The organism is Citrobacter sp. UYEF32 (assembly GCF_040546205.1).
GTDB classification, from domain to species: Bacteria; Pseudomonadota; Gammaproteobacteria; order Enterobacterales; family Enterobacteriaceae; genus Phytobacter; species Phytobacter diazotrophicus.
In genome coordinates this window covers 285,458-309,303 of record NZ_JBEPNI010000002.1, presented here as the reverse complement: position 1 = coordinate 309,303, position 23,846 = coordinate 285,458, and the positions used below count along the sequence as shown (strand labels likewise).

General features: G+C 50.9%; 26 protein-coding genes and 1 pseudogene. 1 reads left to right on the top strand and 26 read right to left on the bottom strand.

Going from position 1 to position 23,846, the window contains the following annotated elements; translation table 11 throughout:
* Window positions 1-113: 113 nt before the first annotated feature.
* Window positions 114-1,589, bottom strand: a complete 1,476-nt coding sequence (locus tag ABIB59_RS05700; RefSeq protein WP_354034398.1) for an NAD(P)-binding domain-containing protein — start codon at window positions 1,587-1,589, stop codon at window positions 114-116.
* A 436-nt stretch (window positions 1,590-2,025) separates the two neighbouring features.
* Window positions 2,026-3,579: a sensor domain-containing diguanylate cyclase gene (locus ABIB59_RS05695; protein WP_354034396.1), complete on the bottom strand. Its 1,554-nt coding sequence runs from the start codon at window positions 3,577-3,579 to the stop codon at window positions 2,026-2,028.
* Window positions 3,580-4,119: 540 nt separating this feature from the next.
* On the opposite strand from ABIB59_RS05695, the gene ABIB59_RS05690 reads away from it, so the two are divergent.
* Window positions 4,120-4,302: a hypothetical protein gene (locus ABIB59_RS05690; RefSeq protein ID WP_039078626.1), complete on the top strand. Its 183-nt coding sequence runs from the start codon at window positions 4,120-4,122 to the stop codon at window positions 4,300-4,302.
* 756 nt (window positions 4,303-5,058) lie between these two features.
* On the opposite strand, the gene ABIB59_RS05685 is transcribed toward ABIB59_RS05690, so the two are convergent.
* The 24 genes and pseudogenes from ABIB59_RS05685 to ABIB59_RS05570 form a co-directional block, all read right to left on the bottom strand.
* Entirely contained in the window at window positions 5,059-6,288 is a 1,230-nt protein-coding gene (locus ABIB59_RS05685) for a tail fiber domain-containing protein (RefSeq protein ID WP_354034394.1), read from the bottom strand.
* Between the two features lie 61 nt (window positions 6,289-6,349).
* Entirely contained in the window at window positions 6,350-10,504 is a 4,155-nt protein-coding gene (locus tag ABIB59_RS05680) for a TipJ family phage tail tip protein (RefSeq protein ID WP_354034392.1), read from the bottom strand.
* Window positions 10,505-10,555: 51 nt separating this feature from the next.
* Window positions 10,556-11,170, bottom strand: coding sequence for a tail assembly protein (locus tag ABIB59_RS05675; RefSeq protein ID WP_354034942.1), 615 nt, complete (start codon window positions 11,168-11,170; stop codon window positions 10,556-10,558).
* Between the two features lie 41 nt (window positions 11,171-11,211).
* Entirely contained in the window at window positions 11,212-11,562 is a 351-nt protein-coding gene (locus tag ABIB59_RS05670; protein ID WP_334748337.1) for a hypothetical protein, read from the bottom strand.
* A gap of 28 nt (window positions 11,563-11,590) precedes the next feature.
* On the bottom strand, window positions 11,591-12,304 hold the full coding sequence (locus tag ABIB59_RS05665) for a C40 family peptidase (protein ID WP_354034390.1): 714 nt from the start codon (window positions 12,302-12,304) through the stop codon (window positions 11,591-11,593).
* Window position 12,305: 1 nt separating this feature from the next.
* Window positions 12,306-13,061 (bottom strand): phage minor tail protein L, encoded by a 756-nt coding sequence (locus ABIB59_RS05660; RefSeq protein ID WP_354034388.1) that lies wholly within the window; start codon window positions 13,059-13,061, stop codon window positions 12,306-12,308.
* Window positions 13,058-13,396, bottom strand: a complete 339-nt coding sequence (locus ABIB59_RS05655; protein WP_354034387.1) for a phage tail protein — start codon at window positions 13,394-13,396, stop codon at window positions 13,058-13,060. The genes ABIB59_RS05660 and ABIB59_RS05655 overlap by 4 nt, the downstream gene beginning before the upstream one ends.
* Window positions 13,396-14,427: pseudogene (locus ABIB59_RS05650) on the bottom strand (phage tail tape measure protein); the annotation flags it as partial. The gene ABIB59_RS05655 and the pseudogene ABIB59_RS05650, both read right to left, overlap by 1 nt.
* A gap of 353 nt (window positions 14,428-14,780) precedes the next feature.
* Window positions 14,781-15,047, bottom strand: coding sequence for a phage tail assembly protein T (locus tag ABIB59_RS05645; protein WP_354034383.1), 267 nt, complete (start codon window positions 15,045-15,047; stop codon window positions 14,781-14,783).
* A gap of 23 nt (window positions 15,048-15,070) precedes the next feature.
* On the bottom strand, window positions 15,071-15,451 hold the full coding sequence (locus ABIB59_RS05640) for a phage tail assembly chaperone (protein WP_354034381.1): 381 nt from the start codon (window positions 15,449-15,451) through the stop codon (window positions 15,071-15,073).
* Window positions 15,452-15,498: 47 nt separating this feature from the next.
* Window positions 15,499-15,975: a phage tail tube protein gene (locus tag ABIB59_RS05635; protein WP_354034379.1), complete on the bottom strand. Its 477-nt coding sequence runs from the start codon at window positions 15,973-15,975 to the stop codon at window positions 15,499-15,501.
* Between the two features lie 62 nt (window positions 15,976-16,037).
* The gene (gene gp17, locus ABIB59_RS05630; RefSeq protein ID WP_354034377.1) at window positions 16,038-16,385 is read right to left on the bottom strand and encodes a tail completion protein gp17; all 348 of its coding nucleotides are present in this window, start codon (window positions 16,383-16,385) and stop codon (window positions 16,038-16,040) included.
* Window positions 16,386-16,870: 485 nt separating this feature from the next.
* Window positions 16,871-17,131 (bottom strand): hypothetical protein, encoded by a 261-nt coding sequence (locus ABIB59_RS05625; protein WP_354034940.1) that lies wholly within the window; start codon window positions 17,129-17,131, stop codon window positions 16,871-16,873.
* Window positions 17,131-17,346 (bottom strand): DUF7940 domain-containing protein, encoded by a 216-nt coding sequence (locus tag ABIB59_RS05620; protein ID WP_079496788.1) that lies wholly within the window; start codon window positions 17,344-17,346, stop codon window positions 17,131-17,133. The genes ABIB59_RS05625 and ABIB59_RS05620 overlap by 1 nt, the downstream gene beginning before the upstream one ends.
* The gene (locus ABIB59_RS05615) at window positions 17,343-17,972 is read right to left on the bottom strand and encodes a glycoside hydrolase family 19 protein (RefSeq protein ID WP_107224529.1); all 630 of its coding nucleotides are present in this window, start codon (window positions 17,970-17,972) and stop codon (window positions 17,343-17,345) included. Before ABIB59_RS05615 ends, ABIB59_RS05620 begins: the two co-directional genes overlap by 4 nt.
* Complete coding sequence (locus tag ABIB59_RS05610) at window positions 17,969-18,268, bottom strand: phage holin family protein (RefSeq protein ID WP_143348910.1); 300 nt, start codon at window positions 18,266-18,268, stop codon at window positions 17,969-17,971. The genes ABIB59_RS05615 and ABIB59_RS05610 overlap by 4 nt, the downstream gene beginning before the upstream one ends.
* Window positions 18,269-18,777: 509 nt before the next feature.
* Window positions 18,778-19,593, bottom strand: coding sequence for an antitermination protein (locus ABIB59_RS05605; RefSeq protein WP_039078607.1), 816 nt, complete (start codon window positions 19,591-19,593; stop codon window positions 18,778-18,780).
* A complete protein-coding gene (locus ABIB59_RS05600) occupies window positions 19,590-19,772 on the bottom strand; it encodes a hypothetical protein (RefSeq protein ID WP_354034374.1) in 183 nt (60 codons plus the stop codon). The genes ABIB59_RS05605 and ABIB59_RS05600 overlap by 4 nt, the downstream gene beginning before the upstream one ends.
* Window positions 19,769-20,200: a DUF1367 family protein gene (locus tag ABIB59_RS05595; protein ID WP_222555765.1), complete on the bottom strand. Its 432-nt coding sequence runs from the start codon at window positions 20,198-20,200 to the stop codon at window positions 19,769-19,771. The genes ABIB59_RS05600 and ABIB59_RS05595 overlap by 4 nt, the downstream gene beginning before the upstream one ends.
* A 432-nt stretch (window positions 20,201-20,632) precedes the next feature.
* A complete protein-coding gene (locus ABIB59_RS05590; protein ID WP_039078606.1) occupies window positions 20,633-20,833 on the bottom strand; it encodes a hypothetical protein in 201 nt (66 codons plus the stop codon).
* 41 nt (window positions 20,834-20,874) lie between these two features.
* Window positions 20,875-22,263 carry a replicative DNA helicase gene (locus ABIB59_RS05585; RefSeq protein ID WP_079496792.1) on the bottom strand — a complete coding sequence of 463 codons (1,389 nt, stop codon included), beginning with the start codon at window positions 22,261-22,263 and terminating at the stop codon, window positions 20,875-20,877.
* Window positions 22,260-23,246 (bottom strand): helix-turn-helix domain-containing protein, encoded by a 987-nt coding sequence (locus ABIB59_RS05580; RefSeq protein ID WP_354034372.1) that lies wholly within the window; start codon window positions 23,244-23,246, stop codon window positions 22,260-22,262. Before ABIB59_RS05580 ends, ABIB59_RS05585 begins: the two co-directional genes overlap by 4 nt.
* Before the next feature lie 2 nt (window positions 23,247-23,248).
* A complete protein-coding gene (locus ABIB59_RS05575) occupies window positions 23,249-23,461 on the bottom strand; it encodes a hypothetical protein (RefSeq protein ID WP_039078603.1) in 213 nt (70 codons plus the stop codon).
* 141 nt (window positions 23,462-23,602) lie between these two features.
* Window positions 23,603-23,809, bottom strand: coding sequence for a Cro/CI family transcriptional regulator (locus tag ABIB59_RS05570; RefSeq protein ID WP_039078602.1), 207 nt, complete (start codon window positions 23,807-23,809; stop codon window positions 23,603-23,605).
* Between the last annotated feature and the right edge of the window lie 37 nt (window positions 23,810-23,846).

The following is a 23,846-nucleotide window of genomic DNA, read 5'->3' as shown; positions in this document are numbered from 1 at the left end:
CCAGACTGGATTCAGCAAATAAAGGGCAATCGCTATCAGGCGGCAAGGCGCAGGTTGGGGCAATCTGGTGGCGGGGAAATGCCAACAGTGCCCCAACCTGCGCCTCAAGGAAATTAGCGTTCTCGCCAGGCATAGGGCGCGGCAGGCTGCCACTCATCACCCAGCAGTTCGGGATCATCGTAATGGATAATGGCCTGATAATGGTGTTCACGATCTTCAAAATAAAGCTGCCCGGAAATATGTTGTGCCAGGGTACGTGCGCCCTGGCTGATTCCAGGAATAAGGCCGACGACATGACCGTTGCTTAACAGCGCCGGGTGGCTAAAACAGTGCACCCTCGCCAGCGAAGAGGGGCTGTCACTGTGTTTTGCCTGAAACGCGAAATCAGCCCCCAGATAGGGATAACTCGCCAGTTGCGCGTTCTGCTTATCAGCAGGAGGCTGCCAGGCATCGCCCCAGGTTTTGACCTGATCCACCAGCGCATGAAATTCCGGACGGGCATGCCAGTCCAGAGCATACCCGGTGGCAAGGATCAGGAAATCTACCGGCACTTCGCCCTGCGGGGTATGAACAACGATGCCCTCCTGGCGGGTTTCGACCCGCTCAACCGGGGCGTTAAAATTGAACCAGGCGTTGGGATGACGCGACACGCGCAGCGTGCTGCCGTGCGGCGGCGGCGTCTGGACGGTCGCGATATGCTGGGCCAGCCGCCATTTCCACTCATCCGGCAGGTTAAAATAGCCTGATTCAAAACCCGGGTTGCCTGCCCCTTTTGACAGGTTCACGCGGGGAAAATCAGGACGACGGATCAGCAGTTCAACCCCCGCAGCACCCGCTTCCAGCGCCGTGGCCGAAACATCCATCGCGGTGGCGCTACCGCCAACCACCGCAACCCGACGACCTGCAAGAGCGGCAAAATCAATCGCCTCTTCTGAGTGTGCCCAATACTGCTTTGGTACATCACTGACAAAATCCGGAATAGCAGGTCCGCCAAACGCATCCATTCCGATGGCCAGGATCACTTTGCGCGCGCTCACCCGCCGGATCTCACCCTGGTGCGAAAAGGTCAGTTCTACACGCTGTGGGTCGTGCAGATTCAGACCTGTCAGGGCGTGATCGTTACGCACATCCAGCGCCAGCACCTGGCGGTACCAGCGCAGATACGCGGCCCATTGCAGACGGGGGATCTTGTCCAGCGTATTCCAGGCCTCAAGGCCAAATTGTGCTTCATACCAGGCGCGAAAGGTCAGAGAGGGAATATCAAGCGCCGGCCCGGTAAGGTGTTTAGGCGAGCGCAGCGTTTCCATGCGCGCGGTTGTTGCCCAGGGACCTTCAAAATCTTTGGGCGCTTTGTCATACAGCACGGCGTCAATACCCTGCAGGCGCAGTGCGAACGCCGCCGCCAGGCCCGCCATGCCTGCGCCAATGATCACCACGTTCTGCGCCTGTGCGTCAGATTGTTGTGGCAACCAGCGTTTTGCAGGCAACGCCAGCCATTCCAAATCCTGTTTGATTCGGGCTTCCAGCGCGGCAAGCCCCTGCTCTGCCCTTTCGGATGGTGTAATGGGCGAAATCGAAGAAAGTGACATCGTCGTTATCCTTTTGTGTCAATGCATTCAGTCATTTGCTGAGTGATAGCACTTCGATACCAGGGGAACTACGATTTAATATTGCTAGCCTAATGCAGACTTTTTCTATAGGAGACCGGGATTGGGTTTGACTGGCGAAAGCACATGAGGCAGGTAATTTGGATTACGCGGAGGGCTGTAAACAGAAGCGGAGATTCAGGGGAAAGGAGACGAAGAGGAAGTGAGGTATATGAGCAGGCGTTTTCCGGCGAAAGCGCAGAGATTCAAACGCTGATCCCTTGCGGATCGACGGCAGGTGATACGCCCGTAACGAGCAGCATGTTTAATTTTCGAAAAGTGTAAAACCACTCAGTAAGCCCTGACATGAGGGCAATATCATCATAGTGAAACTGAAATTCCTGCACTCCAGGGTATTGCCGCCCCCGCATTTCGGCAATTAACTCTCTTCTGCTTGCGCACAGTTTCGTCCTGATAACTTTGCTTCATACAGTGCTTTGTCGGCACTTTTTTTAAGCATTTCGGCTTCCCACTTCTGACCATCAGAGACGATGGTTGCACAACCTGCGCTGATGGTGACGACTTTTTCCGGGAGGTCTGTCGAGATGTGCGCAATTGCCGCCGCTCTGATACTCACAACCACATGATCAGCAAATTGTTTTACTTGCGAGGCATCAGCCTCAGACAAAATGATGGCAAATTCCTCACCACCGTAGCGGGCAACCAGATCACCCTGCCGATGAACGAGAGAACCCAGTATGCTGCCAACTTTTTTGAGGCAAGCATCACCTGCCACATGACCATAGGTGTCGTTATAACGTTTAAAAAAATCGATATCTATCATGATAAGAGAAACAGGCAGCCTGCTTTTTTGCGAGTGAATCAGGCTTCTTTCCAGAAACTCATCAAATTGTCTGCGATTGGCAAGGCCAGTCAGCCCATCAAGCAGTGCCAGCAACTGGAGGGTATGATTAATGGTCGTCAGTTCGTCCCGCACTAAGGCCAGCTCAGCCTGATTTCGCGCATTTGTGTTAATCTGACGCAGCACAAACAAGCCAAGAATAAGCATCATGAAGAGCATGGCGATATTAAGCAGTGCATCGGCTATGTTTTCTTGCAGCCAGGTCGTACGAATTCGGTCCTTGTCATAACCGGCGGTCACAATTAATGGATACCGTTCCAGGCGAGCATATCCAAAAATCCGCTCCACGCCGTCGAGTAATGAAACCCAGGTGGCACTTCCACTTTCAGACGCTTTAAGTGCGAAAGTAAAAAGAGGACTGTTAGACAAATTCTTATTGATAGCCGAGTCCGGTAAAGGGCGAACATAGAGAGTAGAACTATCAGCCAGAATAAGCCCGAGGGCATCTTTTGGACCGATAATAAAATAACTATAGAAGTGTCTGAAATAATCGACTTTGATTGTAGCCAGCGCTACCCCCGCAAAATCACCATTCGTATCATTCAGTCGCATTGACACCGGAATCACCAGATCGCCAGTGGAACGACTTCGTATCACGTGACCAATATGAATGCCTTGCTCAGTATGCTGCTGATGCCATATAAAATATTCACGATCGGCATTGTTAGCTTTTGCGGGTATATAATTCCCTGTGGTGACGACCCAATTCCCCCTGGCGTCGTATATAAACAGGCCATGCAGTTGTGTAAGTTTATCGTGTAGTTCTTTCAGGTGCCGGGCAAAGGGGGGCGTATTTGCGTAGTCTATACCATAAAAATTTAATTGCCGCACCACCTCAGAAAGCGTGATATCTACCTGTAAAAAGGTATCTTCTGCCTGGCGAGCCAGCGACACAGAAAGGTTTCGTGCATCGTTTTCACTTTCCGCGAGTTCATTTTGCCAGGACTGCCACATAGTCCAACTGTTTATCGCTGCTACGGCTACGCTGATGATAAAAAGAAACAAAGCCATACTTCTTCCCAATGAAGTATGTAATACTGTAGAAAAAAAAGAGCGCTGTTTTCCTGACATTCCCCTTGCCTCCGTGCCAATTTTTAGAAAATTAAGCCGTACTACATAGACGTTAAAAAATACAGAACTATCAAAGCGGCATAGTGTTTAATAAGTGGAAAATCTGTATGGGTATTGATTATATCACTTAGCTGGAATGACGGTGACGAAATAGCCTTCAGTAGCGTTGACGATATAATATATATCCTCAAATATTTCGTTTATTCATCATGACACCCGTTATCGTCAGCCCTACCATTTTTAGTGGGTGTTATTTGCTAACGCCAGCTCGCTCGTTACCTGGAATAGCAACTCACCTAACCTGCTCATAGATTTAGCCTTTATCCAGTAGCCGGGGCATCCGGAGTTCTCATTTTGCTCCGACAAAACCTGAGTTTATTGCCGTAGATTTGCGAAAGATCTGTGTCAGCCGGTAAAACCAGATGCTGCTCTCTGACTTCAGAAAGAAAATCCCACTTGCACTGGAAGAGAGAGAAGAATAAATTTAAGACTTTTCTGAAACTGCCGTTGTTAAATGTTTAATTCAAACAGGGAGAAGTCATGGCAATTACCGAGTCCGAAAGATTGATTCAGATCAGCGATGAAATCGTCAGGAGAGCAGAAATAATCTGCAAAATCACCAACCCATCGAAGTCTACCGGGGATAGGGATAAAAAAATGGTAGCGGATATGAAAAGACATGCCGCGCTGGTGGAACAAGCGATTAAATCCCTCCGTAAATAACCTTGATTTGAGCATTTACTGAGATCTTCTGTTTATCGCTCTCGCAGGGCTTTAACCCTGCGGCAAAGACCACCTGTGTGTCCGTCGCGCAGGAAAGCCTGCTTATATTCCAGGCGATGTATCGATGGCATTGAGAATCATGGTAGCCGACACATGCCTGAGCAGATTCACAAATTTGCTCAGGTGTGATTTACCGTGTAACTCATTTCCCAAACTGAGCCTGCAAAACGGGCAGATCTGAGAGAGGAAGGCGCAACTCCCCAAAACGCTAACCCATTGCTGGAACAGAACAAGGCAGGAAGCCGGAAAGGAACTATCCAGCGGATTTAAAACGGAGAGGCATGTGGGGTGTATGACCGAAAAATTCAGGTCGCGCCGACGAGCGAACTGCCAACGTTGAAGTGTTCAAATTTGATGAGATTTCTAAGAGCCAAAAACAAAGGGCTTACCAAATGGTAAGCCCTTGTTTAATCTGGTGGAAGCGCAGAGGTTAGGAGTCTGAAGACCCTACGGGCCGCCGGTTTTTTATTCTATGGGAAAGGTAATTATACCGCCGCATTTCACCTAAAAGGCCTGAGAACGTAGGCATATATCAACTTTTGGATCTGGTTATACGGCGTCACGGAACGCGACAAAAACATTATTTCTGCGCGATATAGTCACCTCCCCAAATTACCGAATATAAATATAATTTTTATTCAGCAACAGAACAACGCTACTTGTGACTATCGATTTTTTGCACTGATTACGTGTTGATTATTCTGCTGCTGGTTCCTCGGATTTTTTTGGTTCCATTGCAGCAATACGAGCAGTCAGTTTTTCGACATGTTCCAGCAGGTACTGGAGAACGGGCGGGACGAATCCCATCAACATTCCTGTCTGGTCTACCGTTTTAACATCCTCGACCCCCTCAAACTCTCCGGGTACAACACTGATAAAACGCTCGTTAACCTCGTCGGCAATGACCCCACTACTCAGCTTCCCATATGTAAATTCATAGGTGTACGTTGCCCAGGATTTCACCTCCGCAATAGCAACTTCGCGTGTGATGGGTTGAATGTTTCGCTTGATTCGTCGGTCTGATAACGGCGCGTAATTTTTACCCAGGAATGTCTTTAAATCCGATGAACCAGAATGCGCCCATTGTGCCCCACTAATATTCCCATCCGTATAATAAGCGGCATTACCTGCTGAAATAATATTTGGAACCACCATCCTCCCATCTGCCAGGAAACGGAAATAGTTAATCTGCGTACCACCATTCACGGTAATGTACGAATATGAACCCCATGCCGGATCATATCTATGATTAAATGAGCTCCAGTGAGGGGTTAAATACCCAGAATAGCCAGAGACAAACGCAGGGGCCGATAACGCCGTATCGGTGGATGTCGAACCCACGGTACTGTTGATGTTCCCTGTTAGATATCCGCCGGTTTTCCCGTTAATTGTATTCAGCCGCGAATCATTACCCTGGCAAAACGATCCGGGGGTGGTGCCGAATGGATTTGCTAATCCCGTTCCCCCCTGGGATTGACTGAGAGGTGTTGTTAACCCTGACAGACTGGTGATATCTGAGTTAGCCCCTTTTTTTGCCAGCGACTTCTGACCGGGCACCGTGATAGCAGCACCGTTAGTCGTGATAGTGACGTCACCCGCCCCGTTCATCACGTCGGCGAAACCGCTCATATTTTTTTGATACAGCGTTAGCGTCTCAGCGATGTTTTGAGCCAGGCCGTCAACGCTCAGACTATCGCTCAGCAGGATGACGTAAGCAGTACCCGCAGCAATTGCCGGGTTTGCCGCTGGCGTCACAGTGAGCTGGGTTGCGCTGTTGATTGCTGTTATCTGGAATACCTGCGGGGAAGCAGACAGGGAAATTAACGTGCACCCAACGCGGATAAGCGACCCTGCTGCTGTAAAATTCGTACCGGTACCCGTCAGAGTGTTTCCGACAATAGCAATAGTGCCAGTTGTGTAATTCATATTTTCTCCAGGCATAAAAAAACCCGCGGAGCGGGTTTCATATTCATTTGAGGATTGGGGATTAGTTAGTCTGTACGAATGCGCCGGAACCGCGCGCAACCATCATCGTAGGGGTATGAACCTGTGTCAGACCATAGGTAGCACCAACGGGTACCTGAGACTGAATTCTGCAACTGATTGTGTTCGCAGTAATACGGGCGCTATGCATTACTGTCACCATCGTGGATGCGGATTTCGTTGTCATGATGGAAAATGTCTTGGTACTCGATCCGATTGCCAGCGTTACGTTTGCAACCGCTGTATCATTGGGATTGGATTGGACATTACGCAGGGAAATCATCGCCATAATTGTGATGTGTTTCTCACGCCCGCCAGAATCACTGTCTGAATACGTAAACGTTCGCTGGGAAAAACTGTCCTCAACGCCATCCGCGAAAACCTGCGCGTTAGCCACGTCACCAATAAAGGCATCGGCCTGAACGGTGCCTTTAAACGAGCCGCTGGTCGCATTGATTTTCCCGGAAAACTCCCCATTCGTCGCATAAACAGTTCCGCGCACCGTTACATTGTTGAGTTCGGCATTGCCACTTTTTGGCAAATTCCACCCGATACCATTCGGGCCAGAAACGAAATTATCAGACTTCAATGAATCGCTGATTTTCCCGAACTGAATGCTGGCATCACGGAAAAATGCATCGTTAATGAAAGTCTGGCCGTTCTGAATAACAAACGGCAGCGTGATGGCTGAACCAGCCTGGCTCATAACAGCGAAGCGGTCAGCAAGGAAAATAACCTGTGACTGCATGCCTGAAGGAGTGTTCTGCACACCCAGCCCCATCCCTGCCGCGTACTGCACACCGTTGGCATCCACGCCGACCTTAATCGAGTACATCGCGTTCAGGTTGCCGTTGATATCCGCTACTGCCTGGGCGTTCGTGGTAATTGCCGCGGCCTGGCCGTTTACCGTGACGCTCAGTGAGTTGATTTTCGTTGCAGAGGTCTGCGTAAAATCAGACATCGTTTTCGCAAAATCAGTGATATTGGCATTGCCACCAGCCGTGGCATCCAGGGTTTTCAGCGACTCAGCAACGGCGCGACTTGCATCCACCATCACGTTATCAACGCGCTGGATACCGGCACTGTTTGCGCCGTACTGAGCACTGAGCGTCATCTGGGTGTTAACCTGCGCCAGCGTCTCCTGAATCAGCGCCACCGCCGTGTTTTGCACCCCACCAGCCGCGTTAGCCGTTTTCCCTGACAGTTCGTCGAAACGGGACGCGGTAGAACTGTCGAGCGTGGACACCGCCTGTGTGAGCTGCGTTACGTTAGCGGCATTGTCCTGCGTCTGCGCCGTCAGCGTATCAACCGCTGTGGCGCGGGCCTCTGTCTCGTCAGCCAGCACCTGCGTGAGCTGCGTTACCTGTGCAGCGTTCTGGTCGGTTTTCGCCTCCAGTCGCGTCACGTCCGTAACACGGGCCTGTGTTTCAGTTGCAATCACCTCCCGCAACTGCGTGAACGATGCCGAGTTTGCGCCGTTCTGCGCCGACTGCCTCACCACCACATCAGCGATGGCCAGGGCATTACCAATGATGGCCTCTGCCGTCTGCCGGTTCGCGCCCACTGCCGCCGCCAGTTGGTCGGCGTTTTGCCTGACCGCCTCTGCCAGTTCAGCAACTTTTTCACTGCTCTCCACGGCATTTTCTATCAGGTCTTTGAACAGTTCGGTGTCCTTGATCTGCTCAAGCACGGCATCAGTGATGTCAGACACATCAACACTGGCCTGCCCTCTCACCCAGTCGGTGTAACCCGACTCGTTCCCGGTCCTGTCCACCAGTTGCGCGCGGTACCAGAAAATCTGCCCCGCCTTGAGGCCCATCTGCTGATATTTGCGCAGCGGATAAGGCACGTCTGCCAGTAAAACCGCATCATCAGTCGTACCCGTGGCGCTGTACTGAATTTCCGTTTTCAGCGTGTCGTCCGTGTTTGCAGGGAATCCCCAGTTCAGTTCAATGCCGAAAACCACATTGTCCGATGCCGTGAAACCGACAGGTTTCGGCGGGTTTCCCGTTTTCCCGGTCAGTGTTGTCTCGGTTGAATATCCCCAGCCGGAGGAAATTTCAGCCGCGTTAATAGCCCGTACCCGCGCAAGATAACGTCCGGTATAGATGGCTGGCACCTCAAACGACGCGGTAGAGCTGCGGGGCACGTTAACCCAGTCGCCATCGTTACGCCGCCACTGGGCCTCGTACGAAATAGCATTTGGTGCCTGGTCCCAACTGACGCGCATTGTCTCCAGGCTGATCCCCTGATTCACAACGGCATAGCTGGAAATGACGATATTCGAAGGCACGGCCTGATTACCCGGCGGGATCACGCTGATTGGACGCTCGTCAATTACCGCTCCGGTATCAATGCGTGCATATTTATCCGGATCATGTGCTGCCCCCACGATGGTGAATGTGCCGTCGTCATTTTCCGTAACACTGACGACGCGGTATTGCTGGGCATAAAGCGAATCTGACTCAACCACCCACACCGCCTGGGCTTCTGGCATTGTAGTGAACACCGTCGAAACGGTCACTTTATTACCGCTGACAGCCTGAATGGTGCGGCTCTGTGATGCGCCTGTCGGGAGGTTCACCATGATGCGATCACCCGCCACGGCATCCGGCACGCGGTCGAGCGTCAGTACCCGACCGCTTACCGCGCTGATGCGGCCGCCAGTCACTTTTCCGGCCAGGTCCCTATCACTGATCGCAATAATGTATCCCGGTTGCGGAATATTCCCGTCAAGACCAACAGAGAACGTTACAACGCGGTCTTTGTTATTGGTCAGAATGCCCCAGCGCCCCTTACGGTTTGCCTCCGATTGTCGGGTGCAGCCAATAGCCGTCAGTTCAAGTTGGTTAAAACCAAAGCGACGCACCAGATCCTGTTCAAACACGGGTTCCATAGCATCGGAATACGCATTCGCAGGGTCTGAATATGAAACCAGCGCAGTGGTATAGCGGGTTTTGGAGGTATTGCTGCTGTAAGTGAATTTACCGTCAACGGCATTTGCGTTCGTGTAGCTGTAATCGACGTCACGCGGCATATCAGCCAGGGCAACAATCTGATTGCCGCCCCAGTACGTCATCCCCCGGAAAATAGCCGCAAAGTCGCGCAGGACGGTATAAGCGTCGTTACGATCCTGGACGTAAACGTTGCAGGTATAGCGTGGTTCAGTTCCTCCACCGCCTTTACCGTCAGGGACCAGTTGATCGCAGTACTGTGCAACCTGGTACAGCATCCATTTATCGATGTTAGCTGCCGTCAGCCTGTCACCCAGGCCAAATCTGTCACTCACCACCAGATCATAAAAAATCCATGCCGGATTATCCGTCCACGCCCACTTAAACGCCCCTGACCATGTACCGCTGTAGGTGCGTGTTTCAGGGTCGTAGGTATCAGGGACGCGGATAACGCGCCCGCGCGGCTCGCAGGATATCTGCGGAATGGAGCCATTAAACTGGCTGGAGTCAAATTCAACGTATAGCAACGCCGTGTTTGGATAGCGCAATTTAGCGTCGATCACTTCCGTGTAGCTTTGCAGCGTCATTGCGTCGCCGATTTTTGCGCTGTTCGCGTCCGCACTGATTTTACGCAGGCGAACCGTCCACGTTGTAGCACCGGCTGGCAGATTGATGCGATGGCTGCGCTCGTAACCTGACGTATTTTTCCCGTTAACTGAGGCACTGATTACCGTCTGAAATGCGCCGCCATTCGTCTGCAGATCAATCGCATAATTAATGGTGTAACCCACCAGGTCTCCATCATTTTCCTGCCGGAAAATGGACGGCCATTTAAGACGCAGACGAACTGCAGAAAGTTGAGTATTGGTCAGTGTTCGGGTCCACGGCGACTTACTTGAAACAACCACGCCGCCAAGACTGATTTCGTTTTCGCCGCCAGGCATTCCCTGAATGTAGGTTTGCACCTGAGTACCGGAGCGAAATTCCCAGGTTACACCTCTGAAATTTGACGAACCATCAGCATTCAGCAGCGGTGTACCATCCAGAAAAATAGATTGCCCGGTGAGATCGCCTGAAAATTCACCCTCACCCAGCGCCAGCAGGATTTTTGCTTTCGCGACCGACTGGAGATCGTCGGGCTGTTCTGTCGGCGTGCGGGGAGATGAAGAGCCGCCCTTTCGCCCCTGAATTTTCTTATTTGCCATATTTCGCCCATAAAAAAACCGCCTGGAGGCGGTTATTCAAGTAAGATTGATTTACTGCTGGTCTTCAATATAAATCCCGGCAGAAATAATTGCGCCACCGATACGGCGCTTACCGTACAACAGAGGCACCGGATAACCCTGCGATGTCGTATTGGTTACGCCACCAAATGCATATGACGGTTTATTGTCTACTGATTGTGTTTTTGCCAAACCGGTAGGCTGAGGGGATAACAATTGAATGATACCGCCGAGTGTCATAGATACCCCCATAGCGGCAACAGCCCCCCAGCCACCAGCAAAAGCGACTCCGCTTATACCAATTGCTGCACCTCCAGTTGCAAAAGCAGCGATTGTAACCAATGCAACACCGAGGATAGTCTGGAGTACCCCTCCACGCTTACTGCCTATAATAACAGGCACTATACGAATGACCTCTCCGGTAACCGGAAATCCCAGATCATCTATTCCGATATTTTTTTTGCCTTTGAAAACCGCGTAAGTAAGCCCACGACGCTTACTGGAAATCATAAATTTTTCAAAGCCAGAAATAGTTGCTGCTAAAGCTCTGGTGGCTTCATGTGTATTTCTTATTAACCGATGATGAACCTTGCCGAAGGTTTTACCAAGAACACCAAACAGTTCTATACGAGTCATTATTTCTTTCATAAGCCACCAATAAAAAACCTGCCATAGCAGGTTTAGTGAAATCATAAGCATCTTTTAATGCTGTCTATTCGGTCATTTACTCTATAAAAAAACAAAGCACTTTGATGATAAAAGTTAATCCTTGTCATACTGTTATCTATGAACACATCAGCCATCTCACTTTGCGTTTCAGAGTAAACAGTTTTTCCATTATTAAGATTAATGTTATCTTGAATAAATACATTACCATAACGAAATACTTTTACTTGCCAGTCGGCCAATATACAACTGGATACTTCATTCACTGATTTGTTCGTAGCAAATGTAATATCCGGCTTTTTATTTCGTAAGTCTTGCATATTTACACAACCGGAAAGGGTGAATATGGCAATCAATCCTATTAATATTTTCATGGATGCATTCCTTATAAATAATCATGCATCATGATAGCAGATTTATATGCCTCAAGAGAATGACAGTTCTGTCTTGCCAATACCCCCCATAGGGAACACGATTGCTAAGCATTCCGTACATATGATGCAATATCATGTTTCCTTCCAACAGAATAGCGGCGTGATTCCATTTGTTGGCCTGCACCTGCATGATCACAACATCACCCGGCTGTGTGGCACCAGTCACTTCCCTGAACCCGCATTTATGCCAGTTATCCTGATATAAATTGTCGGGGTACTGGTCCTCCCACCACGCATAATCAACACGGTAATCCGGCAATTCGATATCGTAGGTTTGCCGATAATAGGACATCACCAGCCCCCAACAATCGTAAATACCGAGGACGAATGGACGTTCCAGCAACGGCAGTTCTCCGCGAGGCTGAATAGTGCGCAAATCCCCCTCCGGCCAGCTCACGATGTGCCAGGGTAAAAGCATTGCATCACACTGCGCTTTATCCAGTTCGCTGGGCTGTGTTGTCGCGTCGGGGTGGCTATGCACGATAGCCGTTACCGTTCCCCAGTCCTCGGCTGCGGCGTAGTCTTTCGGGCAAAGGACAAAATTGTCCTCCGGCACCACGGCAAGATTCCGACACGGGAAATACCGCTCAATGCGGCTTTTCTGCGCCACGACACCACAACACTCACGGGGATATTCACTAGCGGCATGCGCCATGATGGCATTTATGGTTTTCTGACGCATATCAGCTCCTGATGAGTGACGTGCCGGGGAATCCACCAAAGGAAAGTTCGTTATTTTCCCCGAACCGTAACTTGCAGGCCGTTAGCGTGCCGTTGCACTGGTCTAATGAAGGATCAGTTACCGGGTTGTTGTTTTTGTCGAAGTAGTTCGTACCTGCATAGTCACAGCCATCACCGCTGCGGTACTTACCACGAATACACCAGGAGCAGAGAGAATGAAGCTGGCGCGTCGGGATCATTAATCCCTGCAGATCCATCGGGCTGGTTAGCCGAAACTCGATAGCCTCTGACGTTTCTGTATTCTTCCCGTCGATATACCAGACCTGCAATGTTTCCTGAGTGGGATCTGCAGTTGGATTACCGGATGGGAAATTTCGCGCATCAAGGTACTGTGCCAGCGTGTCGTGTATCGTGACCGTCGCTTTCAACAGGTCGTCATATGCAAGGCAAAGCGCCGTGATGGAACCGTCAAGGTTTGCAACTGTCAGTTTTGGCGTGGCGCCACTACCGGTTGTCGATTTTTCCAGTCCGTCAATCTGGCAGGGCCACGCCGAATACTCGATACCCTGCCACCAGATGGATTTAGCCGGAAGTTTTGACTCATCCCCACTAGCAGCGACTATTTCCGCTTCTGCATGGGGAATATTGTGATTATGAAACCTCAAAACCTCGCCAACGCCAAACGCGGTACCGTCCACCTCAAACAACCGAACGGTGTTACCCGGTTCCAGTTTCTGATAATCATTGTTTAGATTCATGGTGCAAACGCCTGTTCAAAGGTCACGGAAAGGGTGTATTTTTTGTTGCCCAGTGGCGTGGGCTTATAGCCCGCACAACGGTATAAGCCCAACGGTTCAAGGGGTGGCGTCCACTGAAATGCTTTCACCCCGCCATGCCTGTCCAGAAAAGCTTTTATCGCAGCGATATAGGCTTCGTTCCCCGTAAACTCCAGATTCCACTGTTGCGAGCGCGGATTAGGTCCATCGCCGGAAACCTGCGCATAACCATCCCCAAACTGTGCTTTGCGTGTTCGGAAATTGACTTCCTGCTCCGGGTTGATGCGCGGGCACCAGGTAAATGTTTCGATAGCCATTAACGACCTCCTTTAGCCAGATTCCATACGGCACCGCCTGGGGAAATATCACGCGCCATCAGCTCGCGATAACGGCGCTCAACATAACTACCAATCTCCTTGCCAAATTGTTCTGTCATACCGCCACCAGTCTGAACGCTGGTATTACCATTGCCTTCAATGGTGATATAAACCTGCGGCGAACCGCCTGCCGTCTGAACGTTATTTACATCTGAACTAACAGCACGAACGCCAAGAGAGCCATCAGAGGCTCTGGTCAGTGGCATAATGGCTTCTGGTCCTGCCTCTCCGAAAACTCCCGCGCCTTTGGCAAATGCGAATTTTTTCGGGGTGCTGTAAACACCATTGCTGTATGCACTGAGTGACGGTGAGTCGTACACACCACCCAGGGCATTTGCGAGATGAGGCGTAGGTACGGAGAAACTTTGTCCTGTAACAACCGTGCTGGATGTTGAAGACATAACCGAAGATGTGCTGCCACCGATAAACCCGGCTATTCCGCTGAAAAGAGAACCAAGCAGACCAGAAGAACCTGATGCACCAGAAGTGCCGAGTGCATTAACCACTGCCATCTGCAGCGCGACTTTTTCAAGGATTTGCAGAATCGAAATACCCCAGGATTTCCAGGAGACCTTATTCCCCTCCAGCATTGACGTAACGTTACTGAATGCACCATTTAGCGATGATTTAACGCCATCCGACACGGTCCCGGAAATATTCGACATTTCCTCAAGCCAGGTGTTGTACCCCCGAGAAACACCGTTACGCCAGTCGCCTTCTGACTTCTCAATAGCCTTGTACTTCTTATTAAGCGAAGTCAGCGCTGCATCTTGCTTGGTGCGGGCTTCGTTGGAATTATTACCGCCAGCCTTTTCGAAGGTTTGCTTTATCTGATATTCTTCGCCATAACGTTGCCGCTGCCTGTCGCTCAATCCAGCGGTATCCATCGTTGTATTAGCTTCATCGTCAAATTTCTGCACAGCTTCGGTAAGTTGTTTCAGCACCTCAACTTGATCGTTCGATTCCTTCACGCCAACTACACGCCGCGTCCAGCGGGCTGACTCAGAGTTATCCGGCTCAGAACGCACCTTATCCTGCGGGTCAAAACCACCCTGCTTATTGGTAGCAACACCAGCCAGCCCCGTCGCCGTAGTTTTGGCGCTGACAAGCTCGGTATTCAGTGCGGCAATCGATCGCTGTGTTTCCCTGGTGACGGCTGCCGCCTGCTTACCGCCCTGCTCGATTATTTTGGAATAATCCAGCCCCATCCGTGAGGCGCGAGCGATTTCGCTCTGAAACGAGCCGGAGTCAGCGGAGACTTTGATGATCACTTCACGCAGCGTAGCCATATTTCCCCCCTAAAAAAGCCCGCGCTCAGCGGGCATCAAAGATCAGACATCCATTTTTCAAGCTCAGAATCTCCTTCCCCATCCTCTTCCTCCCCTCCCCATTTCAGCAGCAGGTCAGCTATATTCGCTTTACCGCGCTGGGCATTGAATACCGATGCCGATATCTGAGCTGCCTGAACGTCACCACGCCAGTCGCCAATGGGGCTCAGACGGTCATAGGCAATCCACATTTTCAGCTCGCTGGCGGTTATTGTGCTGCGAAGTTCGTGAAGGGTGCGCCCCAATCGGAGTGCCAGAGCCATGAGGAAAAAGGTGAAGGGTTGTTTTACTTTTTTTCGGCCTGATCCTGATCAATGCTCAGCGACATCGCAACACCAAGAAGGCGTCTGTGAACCTGTCCGTAAATTTCGGCGACAACACCAACATCATCGTCAGAAAAAACCCGCTTCCCGTCTTGATCCAGAAGCACATCAACGAAAAGAATCGCATCTGCTTCTTTATTCCGGATAAACGCCTGTGTTTCTGTCAGCTTCACAGGCTCTTCATCTTCCGTGACTGTTGGGGCGATAAAATCCCTGACTCGTGCCCATGCTTCGCCAGAGGGTTCGCGAAGAATGACTTTTGCGTTATCCCATTCAGGAACAGTGATGCTTTTAGTGCGGAAAGCCAAATTAGATGCCAGAGCTAGCTCACGTAAATTCAACATTTTTATACTCTCTGCGTTTCAATTAAAGGAAAAGCGCCCGAAGGCGCTTAAGAACCAGATGCTGGCGCGGTGATGCGTTTTGGCTTGCCTTTCACGCGCAGCGAATAGGTTGCGCTAACAACCTGAGATGTCGCTGCAGACCAACTGCTTTGACGAACCTCTACCAGCACATAAAAGCCATTACCGGAGGGAAAAACGACTTTCAGCGCACGCAGCTCGTCATTCTCATACGCAGTCTGCAGCGATAGTTGCGCTTCTTCGTCGCCTACCCAGTTACGGGAAATGGACATTTCTGCCGGCGCCGCCAGCCCATTGATCTGTTCCTGCTCGGTTGAGCAAAGCGTGGTGACATCGATGTCACTTTTCTGGCCACCTGTATAGCTGATCTCTTTCGTGGCACATTCAGCTTCAAGGAATGTCACGCCTGCCGTCGGAAAACCGGCAGCAGCGAAATCGGCTTCGGTAACCGGGGCATTAGAGATACCAATTTTCGTACCCTTTGTTTTTTCATATTTACTGGTCATATTTTCTCCAGACGTAAAAAAACCCGCCAGTGCGGGTTAGTAGATTGATGATGCATGACGATTCAGACAATCACAGTTGCCTCGAGCGAGGCGCGATGAAGACGGGTCTCAGGTTCATATAGCTGCAACTTTTTGATATGTTCCAACCCAAGAACAGACAGACTGGCAAGTGCCTGATCACGGATTTCACGTGCCTCATTCACATCCAGCGAATAAACATCCACCCGAATCGAAACGGTTGATTCAGCCTGCCCACAAAGCATATCGGTCACTGTAACAGTAGGCAGCGAGAAGATAACCCAGGGTGGATTTACTGTAGGCTCCTTCTGCGCATTCAGCGGTACCACATAGGGATAAACCTGACCGTTCGCTAGTGCACCGATCAGGGCATAAATTGTTGCCTCCGTCATTTTGATAGCCCCTCATTAATGTCTCTGTTCATCCAGCCAGGAACAGTTCGTGCCGCCTCTTTCTGCATGAATCAAACGCAGGCCGCACAAAGGGGTGCGGGGGAATGCTCGACGTACCTAACTCAACGAAACGCCACTAAAACGCGTCGCGCCGGTTGCTGGCTTTCATTTTGTTGTTGCAGTTTTCGGTTGCAGGGCTAAGCCCGCGGGGAGTCAGGATAAGTCAGGTATTTTTCAGCGTGAGCAGATAAAGACAAAAGGCAGATAAATGCAAAAATACATTTTTTCATTACGTTTCCTTAGATCTGAATGATGCTGGCCGTGACCTCTTTTAGTGAGGTGGGAATTCTGTTTCAGCAGCGCAGTGACTACGCCAGGAATTGTTATGAATCAGGATGTCTTTCTTTGTGTTCGGGTCCATTACCCGGATGTCTTCTAAAGTCAGGTAGACTGGCTTTACCCAGTCGCAGGCAGTGTCGATAACGTCAACTTTTGCGGGTCCAGTTGTCGCGCAGCTCCCGATCAATATCGTCATCAGGCATATGGTTAACAGTCTGCTGTACATCGCTGGCCTCTTTGATGACTTCAACCCGGCGTTTAGTGGCGGCGATAGCAGCGGCAGCGGTCTGCTCTTGCACGTTGGCCTGCGCCTCTGCCTTACCCTGACTCTTTCCGATACGGTGTGCACCAAACAGAAGAAGGGCCAGAGTGATAATGCCGCCGATAATGGCTTCCAGGGCGCCCATCACTTCGGGTCCGAAGCTGCAGGCTGTTTTACCAGGCGACCAACGATGCCGCACACCGCCACAACCGCAGTGATTGCACCCATCCAGCTCGCAGGGATCATTGCTTTGACGTCATCGGGTAATTGTGACCAGATAACGGGAATTGTCCCGGCGACAGCAAGAGCCTGAACGCTGAATAACTTCCAGCTTTGTTTCCAGTTTTCGATAACCATCATTCCCCCAATGCGCATATTGCGCGGTTGTAACGGTCAAGGCGATCACCGATGCCGTTCTGACCGCCGTTAATAATTTGCGTGACCCGGCCCACGTCGCCGGGATATTTCAGGCAGCCGTGAGTGACGTAAAACCACGCGGCGGATCGCGCGGCGTTTACCTCCTGTTCCAGTTGTTCAGGAGAGGTAACAAGGTCGATTTTCAACGCGATACCACAGCGCCGGTAATTGTTCAGGAAGGTAATGCCAATCAGTCCACGTCCCCGATATTTCCAGCCATCACCGGGAGCGGTGTTACCAAAACGCTTGCTGTAAACCAGGTTGGCAATCGCGCGCTGACGCTCAACGGGTAAAACTTTCTCATCAGGCTTGCGTCCGAGTGCCTGAGCCTGCTGCGGGGTGATACGCCCCGCACGGACAAAACCCGCAAGACCTGAAACGCTGTAGTTAAAATTTTCCACCAGCGCGCTAAAGCTGGTGCTTTCATGTCCGGCCTGGGCAATAAACATCGCCTGGTCGATTGTGCTGGTAATGCCAAACTCGGCCATCGCGTCGTTAAGTGGCTGGAGCCAGCGCGAAGCTGAACCGGCGTCAATGGGGACCGCCTTTTGGAACTGATTGAGATTCATTGAACTTTTACTCCGGTAAAACGCTCCCAGAAATACGTCAGGGCGACCGATCCCATCGAGCCGCTAATTCCGGCAGTAGCCAGAATCATGTAAATACTCAGGCCACTTTCAATGCTAATTAACCCACCAATGACACCGGTGAAACCTGAGACGACCATTTGAGCTAACGCGTTTACCCAACTCCATGCTGCTTTGTTTTGTCTGATATCGATCAGATAGCGAACCAGGCCGCCCCAGCCGGCAATGACCAGCAGAACAATCCAGGTAACCCCGGCAATACCCTCTTTATCGTGCATACACTTAGCCATAGATTCACCTCCGATTGAGTCGGGGTGTTATATGAGAGAGATCTGGCCTTCGGGCTCTTTCGTAAAAAGTGAAGGTTGCGTGTGATTCCCGAGGCCAGAAATGAAAAAGGCCCGCCGAAGCGAGCCTTTGTTTACGTTAATATTTTTTACGCTGCGCTCAGCTCAAGGGTTTGCCCGAGAGCCACCAGCGCGTTTTGGAAGGTGGCGATTGTTGTTGAATGGTGTAAGTGCAGAATACGCATTACATCCTGCGGTCGCGCATCAATCATTCAGGCCAGTTCAGGGTTTGTAACCCGACGTTGAACAATGGTATTCAATGCACAAAAACAACAGTTCACAAAAACAACAATGCACAAAAACAACAAACCCCGCCAGAAGGCAGGGTTTTATAATTTATTTCTTTCGGGCGTTAATACCCATTATTTAAATCATACAGGACACGTTTATGCAAAGTCAACAGTGTCATGCAAAAAGTTATCGTCATTTATCCGGGCGCATTAATAAGAGGTCACCTTCTCGAATTCTGACGCAGCATGTTTTTCTTCTTTATGAAGCGTATCCACCAGCCTTTCAAAGAACGGCTTCCAGTTGCGTGACCATGACGACTGATGAAGGTCTGGTAAATACGTCAGGATGGCACGATGGACCGTTGCGGAAGAAACTGTCGAAAATCCATGGCCATTGCAACGCTTGCATGTCTTGAATACGGGAGCCCCTTTTTCTTTCGTCGCCTTACGGTCGAGTATCTCGCCTTTACCGCCACAGCGACATCGGGCGCTTAGTAGGCCTTTGCCCTCGCAGGCTTCGCATTTGACCGGGAAAATCTCCGTTACCTCTGTCCATTTTTCCCAGTCGGACGGATGAACCGCGCGGGATCGGCTGGCCCAGTAAGGCGCCTTTCCCCACGGATAAGAGACTTTACGTGTAACCTGCGTCCTGGTCGTCTTTCCGGTACCGTTGCAACTAGAGCAGGTTGCGTCAGTTGCCGCCGAGCGTGAGTAATCCGCGAAAGCGAATTGAGCCAGCAACAACATACAATGACTGAATTGCCCGCCAGCCGCCTTTCGGACATTCTTCGGTGCAATCTCCATTGCGTGCCGTACCAGCATCTGCACCGCCAGTTGCTCATCAGATTTGCTAACGCCAGCTTTACCCAAAAAAGCGGCAAGTCCAAAGCGTGCCCGTGTGCTGGTGGTACCCATGGCAGCTTTAACATCAGTACCAGTAAGACGATCCGGAGAAGTCCCTTTTATGCTGTCGCTAATCTGCATACCCTGAGGGCTAAAATGTTTGAGTGATGATTCCAGTTTCATTTTAAAAACCCCTTCTCTCCAGATTTACTGAGTGCGAAAAATCCCCTCGGCGTGCCGAAGGTTTCTGCGATGCAATAATGCGCCGGAGCGCCGGTACTGGGATTGAATTTACAGAGACGAGGAGTGCGGACGATGAGTGCGCGCCCGCACACGTGGTTAGTGAGATCGACTTTTTTCATGCGGCGTAATCCAGCAACTGAGCGGCGGCGTTTTCAGCGGCCTGCGGTGTGGGAAATGCCCGAAACGCGTCGAAGGATTTCACCAGACTGCTATTTCTGGCGCGTATCCCGGCTTGTTCGCGAAGATATCGCTCTGCTAATTGCAGAAGGGTTTTCTCATGCCCGGCATGGTGTGCGACGAGCTGTACATAACCTCGAATCAGCGTCTTATCGGCCGAAAAAATTGCACCGCCGCCAGGCTGCCAGTAATCAAAGCCCAGATTAAGGAGCGCAAAGAATTTCCGGTGAAACGCCGGATTACGCGCTTGCCTGAAATCAGCATACAAAACAGCACCCGGTTTAACCTTTGAATTGATAAAGGCCCGTGTGTCGGGTGTAGCGGGAATGAATACCCCGCCAGTAGATTTGATAAAGCTATACTGCGCCATCGGTTCTCCCGTTAACGCAGCAATTGTTCAGTAAGTGGTGACTGGTTGTTCAGGCCAGCCCACATTTATAGCTTAACGCACCCGTTTTTAGTGATCGTGTAACCAGCCATTTTTGCTATTTCAATCAGAGCATTAAGTGATGCCACATGTTCATTTTCGTGCACCTGGCGCACGCTGCAGATAACACCGTTTTTACACGTTATAAGGACACGTCCATCCGCTGGGAGTTGCTCTGTTACCTCCTCAATTTCAATCACGTGTCACCTCAGAATACTGTATATAATAACAGTATTTATACTCTCCAATCATCCGTAGTGCAAATACTTAGGATCACTATTTCAGGAAAATTTACAAAATTTCCTTTTATTACCAAAAGGTTAACAAACCACCTGTAATGGCGGTTTTATCATGATTTTCTGACAGGTTATGACATCAGGCTGCGATTTCTTTAGCAGAACATACCTCAGGCAAAGCGGTTGTAACCTGTGGCGCAGCAAACGGCGGCGGTGCCGGAACCAACACGGAGCGGCTGCGCGCGCGTGCACCGGCCTTCATATGCCACACAATGACATGAGTCCAGTCGCAACCGTCGTCGGCGTATTTGGTGCGGTCAACATAGATAATAGCGGTCATGGTCTTTCCTCGGTTTGGTCAACGGCGCTGGTCAGGCGCGGTTAAAAGGCTTCTTTGCTGTACTTCTGGTCGTAACGGTGTGGCTTTTTAGGACGGCTTGCCTCCAGTTGAATGCGGGTTTTCTCTCTTGCGCAATGCTGATCAATGGGCAGGAAATGCCCGTTACGGAATTCCTGATAAATTACTGTCCCGGCTGCGCTAAAGCGGGATTTTCCAAGGATGACCTCAGCAACGTTAGTTGGTGGCTTATCCAGGTTGTAAACGTCCTCGCGGTATAAAAACAGAATGCTGTCAGCGTCCTGCTCGATAGAGCCAGAATCGCGAAGATCAGACATGACCGGACGGCGCTGTGCCGCCGGGCGCGTGTCCACGGCGCGGGATAACTGGCTCAGGGCAAATACCGGGGTATGCAGGCGCATCGCCATGGTTTTCAGGCTTCGGGAAATGTGCGCGACGGCGAGATCGTGACGCTCGGCTTTGGGCTTTTTAATCAGGCCCATGTAATCGACCATGATCATGGACAGATGCGGATAACGCCGTTTATGGGTTTCGGCGATAGCCCGGATTTGCTCAACGGTGAGATCCGTTGCATCAACAATCCATATGTCCCTGTTATTCAGTAGTTCCAGCGCGCTGGTCAGTTGCGCCCAGTCCCCATCCTCCATATCTTTCGGATTACGCAGGCGCGAAACTGACATATTCCCGGTGCCTGCGATCGAGCGCTCGACAATTTGCCCGGCATGCATTTCCATACTGAAAACCAGCGCGCCTCCGCCACGTCCGGAGACCGCATGAACAATGTTCAGACTGAATTCGGTTTTTCCCATACCCGGGCGGCCAGCAACAACCACTAAATCGGTGGTATTAATGCCGCCTGTCGCCCGATCCAGGTCTTCTATGCCTGTCATTAAATTGCGGATTTCAGCATCACCATTTATCCGTTTTTGAACCGTATTCATGTAGCGCGGTAACAGATCCTGGATGTGCACCGGCTGAACATGGCCGGTGTCGGCGGTCATATCCAGCAACTGCGCGATAGTGTTCTCTGTGATCTGGTCACGCTGGTCCTGATTGACGGCATTGCGTATGCCGTCAGCACCATCCTGAAGCAAGCGCGCCATTTCTCGACTACGCCATGCCTTAACCATTTTTGCGGCGTATCCCTTGAGGTTCGGCACAGTAGCAGGTTGTTTGCAGATTTCCGCCAGGTTACCCAGGGTCCCCTGCCCGCCCAGCGCCTCACTCACAAACAGCAGGTCGATCAAGCCGTCCGTGAGCGCCTGTTTTTTAATCTCAGCAAATGCCCGGCGGTAAAATCCAGTGCTGAATGCCGTATCTGGCGTCGTGGCTATAACGTCAAACGCGTCTGGCGTTGCGCCGCCGTTCAACAGCCCGGCCAGCACGATTGATTCCAGTTCCTGCGGCGTCACAGTGCCCCCTCACGTGTTTTGCGGAGTGTTTCAGGCTTCATTAGGTAATCAAAGCTGGCACGCCAGCCGTCGTCGTGTTCACCACCGAAATAAAAATCAGAAGCGATTTCACGGAATCTCTCGAAGTACCCCAGGAATGCCCCGGTTGTCTGGTTTTTCATGTGCGCAGCCAGACGGATAATTGAGCGACGACGGTCAGCGTCCAGTTCTGCCATCGGCATAAGCCCGGCAAAAATTTGATTGAAACCCTCCATGACAGCCGCCGGATCAATGTTTGCCTCAGTAATGGCCCATTTTTCAGCGTCAGCGATGTATCCATCGAACCGGTTCACGCGGCAAATATTCACCGGTTTTGGTAAGCCGGTGCCGCGTCGATTCCAGGTTGCCAGCACCCAGCGAATAACCAGTCTGATGTCGTCCAGGCTATATGCTGTCCGGGTGCTTGTCGGTGTCAGCAATACAACGAACGGTTTCATGTCACGGCAGCGGGTCTCTGTTTTGGCGTTGTAGTAGTCCAGGGCTTTTTGAGCGTCAGCGTGAATTCCCATATCCTCCTCCCGCTGGGGATAAGGGGGATCTTTTGGATCAATGGCTGATTCAAAATAGTGACCGATTCTGGTGCCGCCAACTGGCATAGGGGGAGTGCTGCCTGGCGGCATAGCTGTGTTTTCTTGTGGCACAGGGGGTGTGCTTTTTCGCGGCACAGGTTTATCAAGATTTAACGTATAAATGTTTGATGCATTGCCCTTTCCATTTTTAACGCCTGGACGATTAAGTTTTTGTAGCAAGCCCATTTCAATCAGGGCTTCAACATGTTCGCGCACGGCACTACGGCTGCATTCACAGTGATCGGCAATATGTTGGTACGACGGCCAGCATTCACCGTTGTCGTTGGCGTTATCAGCCAGCTTGATAAGGACCAGTTTACGAATTGGGTTGCCCGTTTTAATGCTCATGGCGCGGGCTGTCAGCGTCATGCTCATCGTTAGATCCCCAACAATTCAGCCTGGTATCGGCCCACGTATTCATCATTAGCTGTCGACAGGCATTGTTTACGAGTTTCAGCTTTTCGCAATCCAGGGACGTCCTGGTTTTCCGCGTAAATCTGCACCACATAAACTTCCTGTTCGTCAGAAATAAATACCGGCTCAGCATTCAGGCGAAAGCCATTAGGCCATGTAATACATTGTGTTTGCATTGGTCTTTCCTCGGCACAGTTAAACGCTGGTCAGGCGCTGTGTTTCCTGCTGGGTCTGTAAGGCGCATGCAACGTGCTGCGCTCGGTCTCTCGCATCGAACAGCCGCGCAGCGGTCATTTACAATCGGCCAGCTCCTGTTGCTAAGCTGCATCATGGGTTGAATGAATGCGATTTTTGTAAGCCTCAGGGTCATATTTCAAAACCCCTTCTGTGATCAGCGCTAATCGAGCGGCTTTACCTTCGGGCACCAACTCACCCCATGCATATACGGTCGGTGCTTTCACACCGGCGGCCTCAGCAAGCTTTTTCTTACTACCGAAATGTTTGATCGCTTCGCTTGTTAACATGTCCCCTCCCGTTTGTTAGATTTTTCTAACAAGCTAG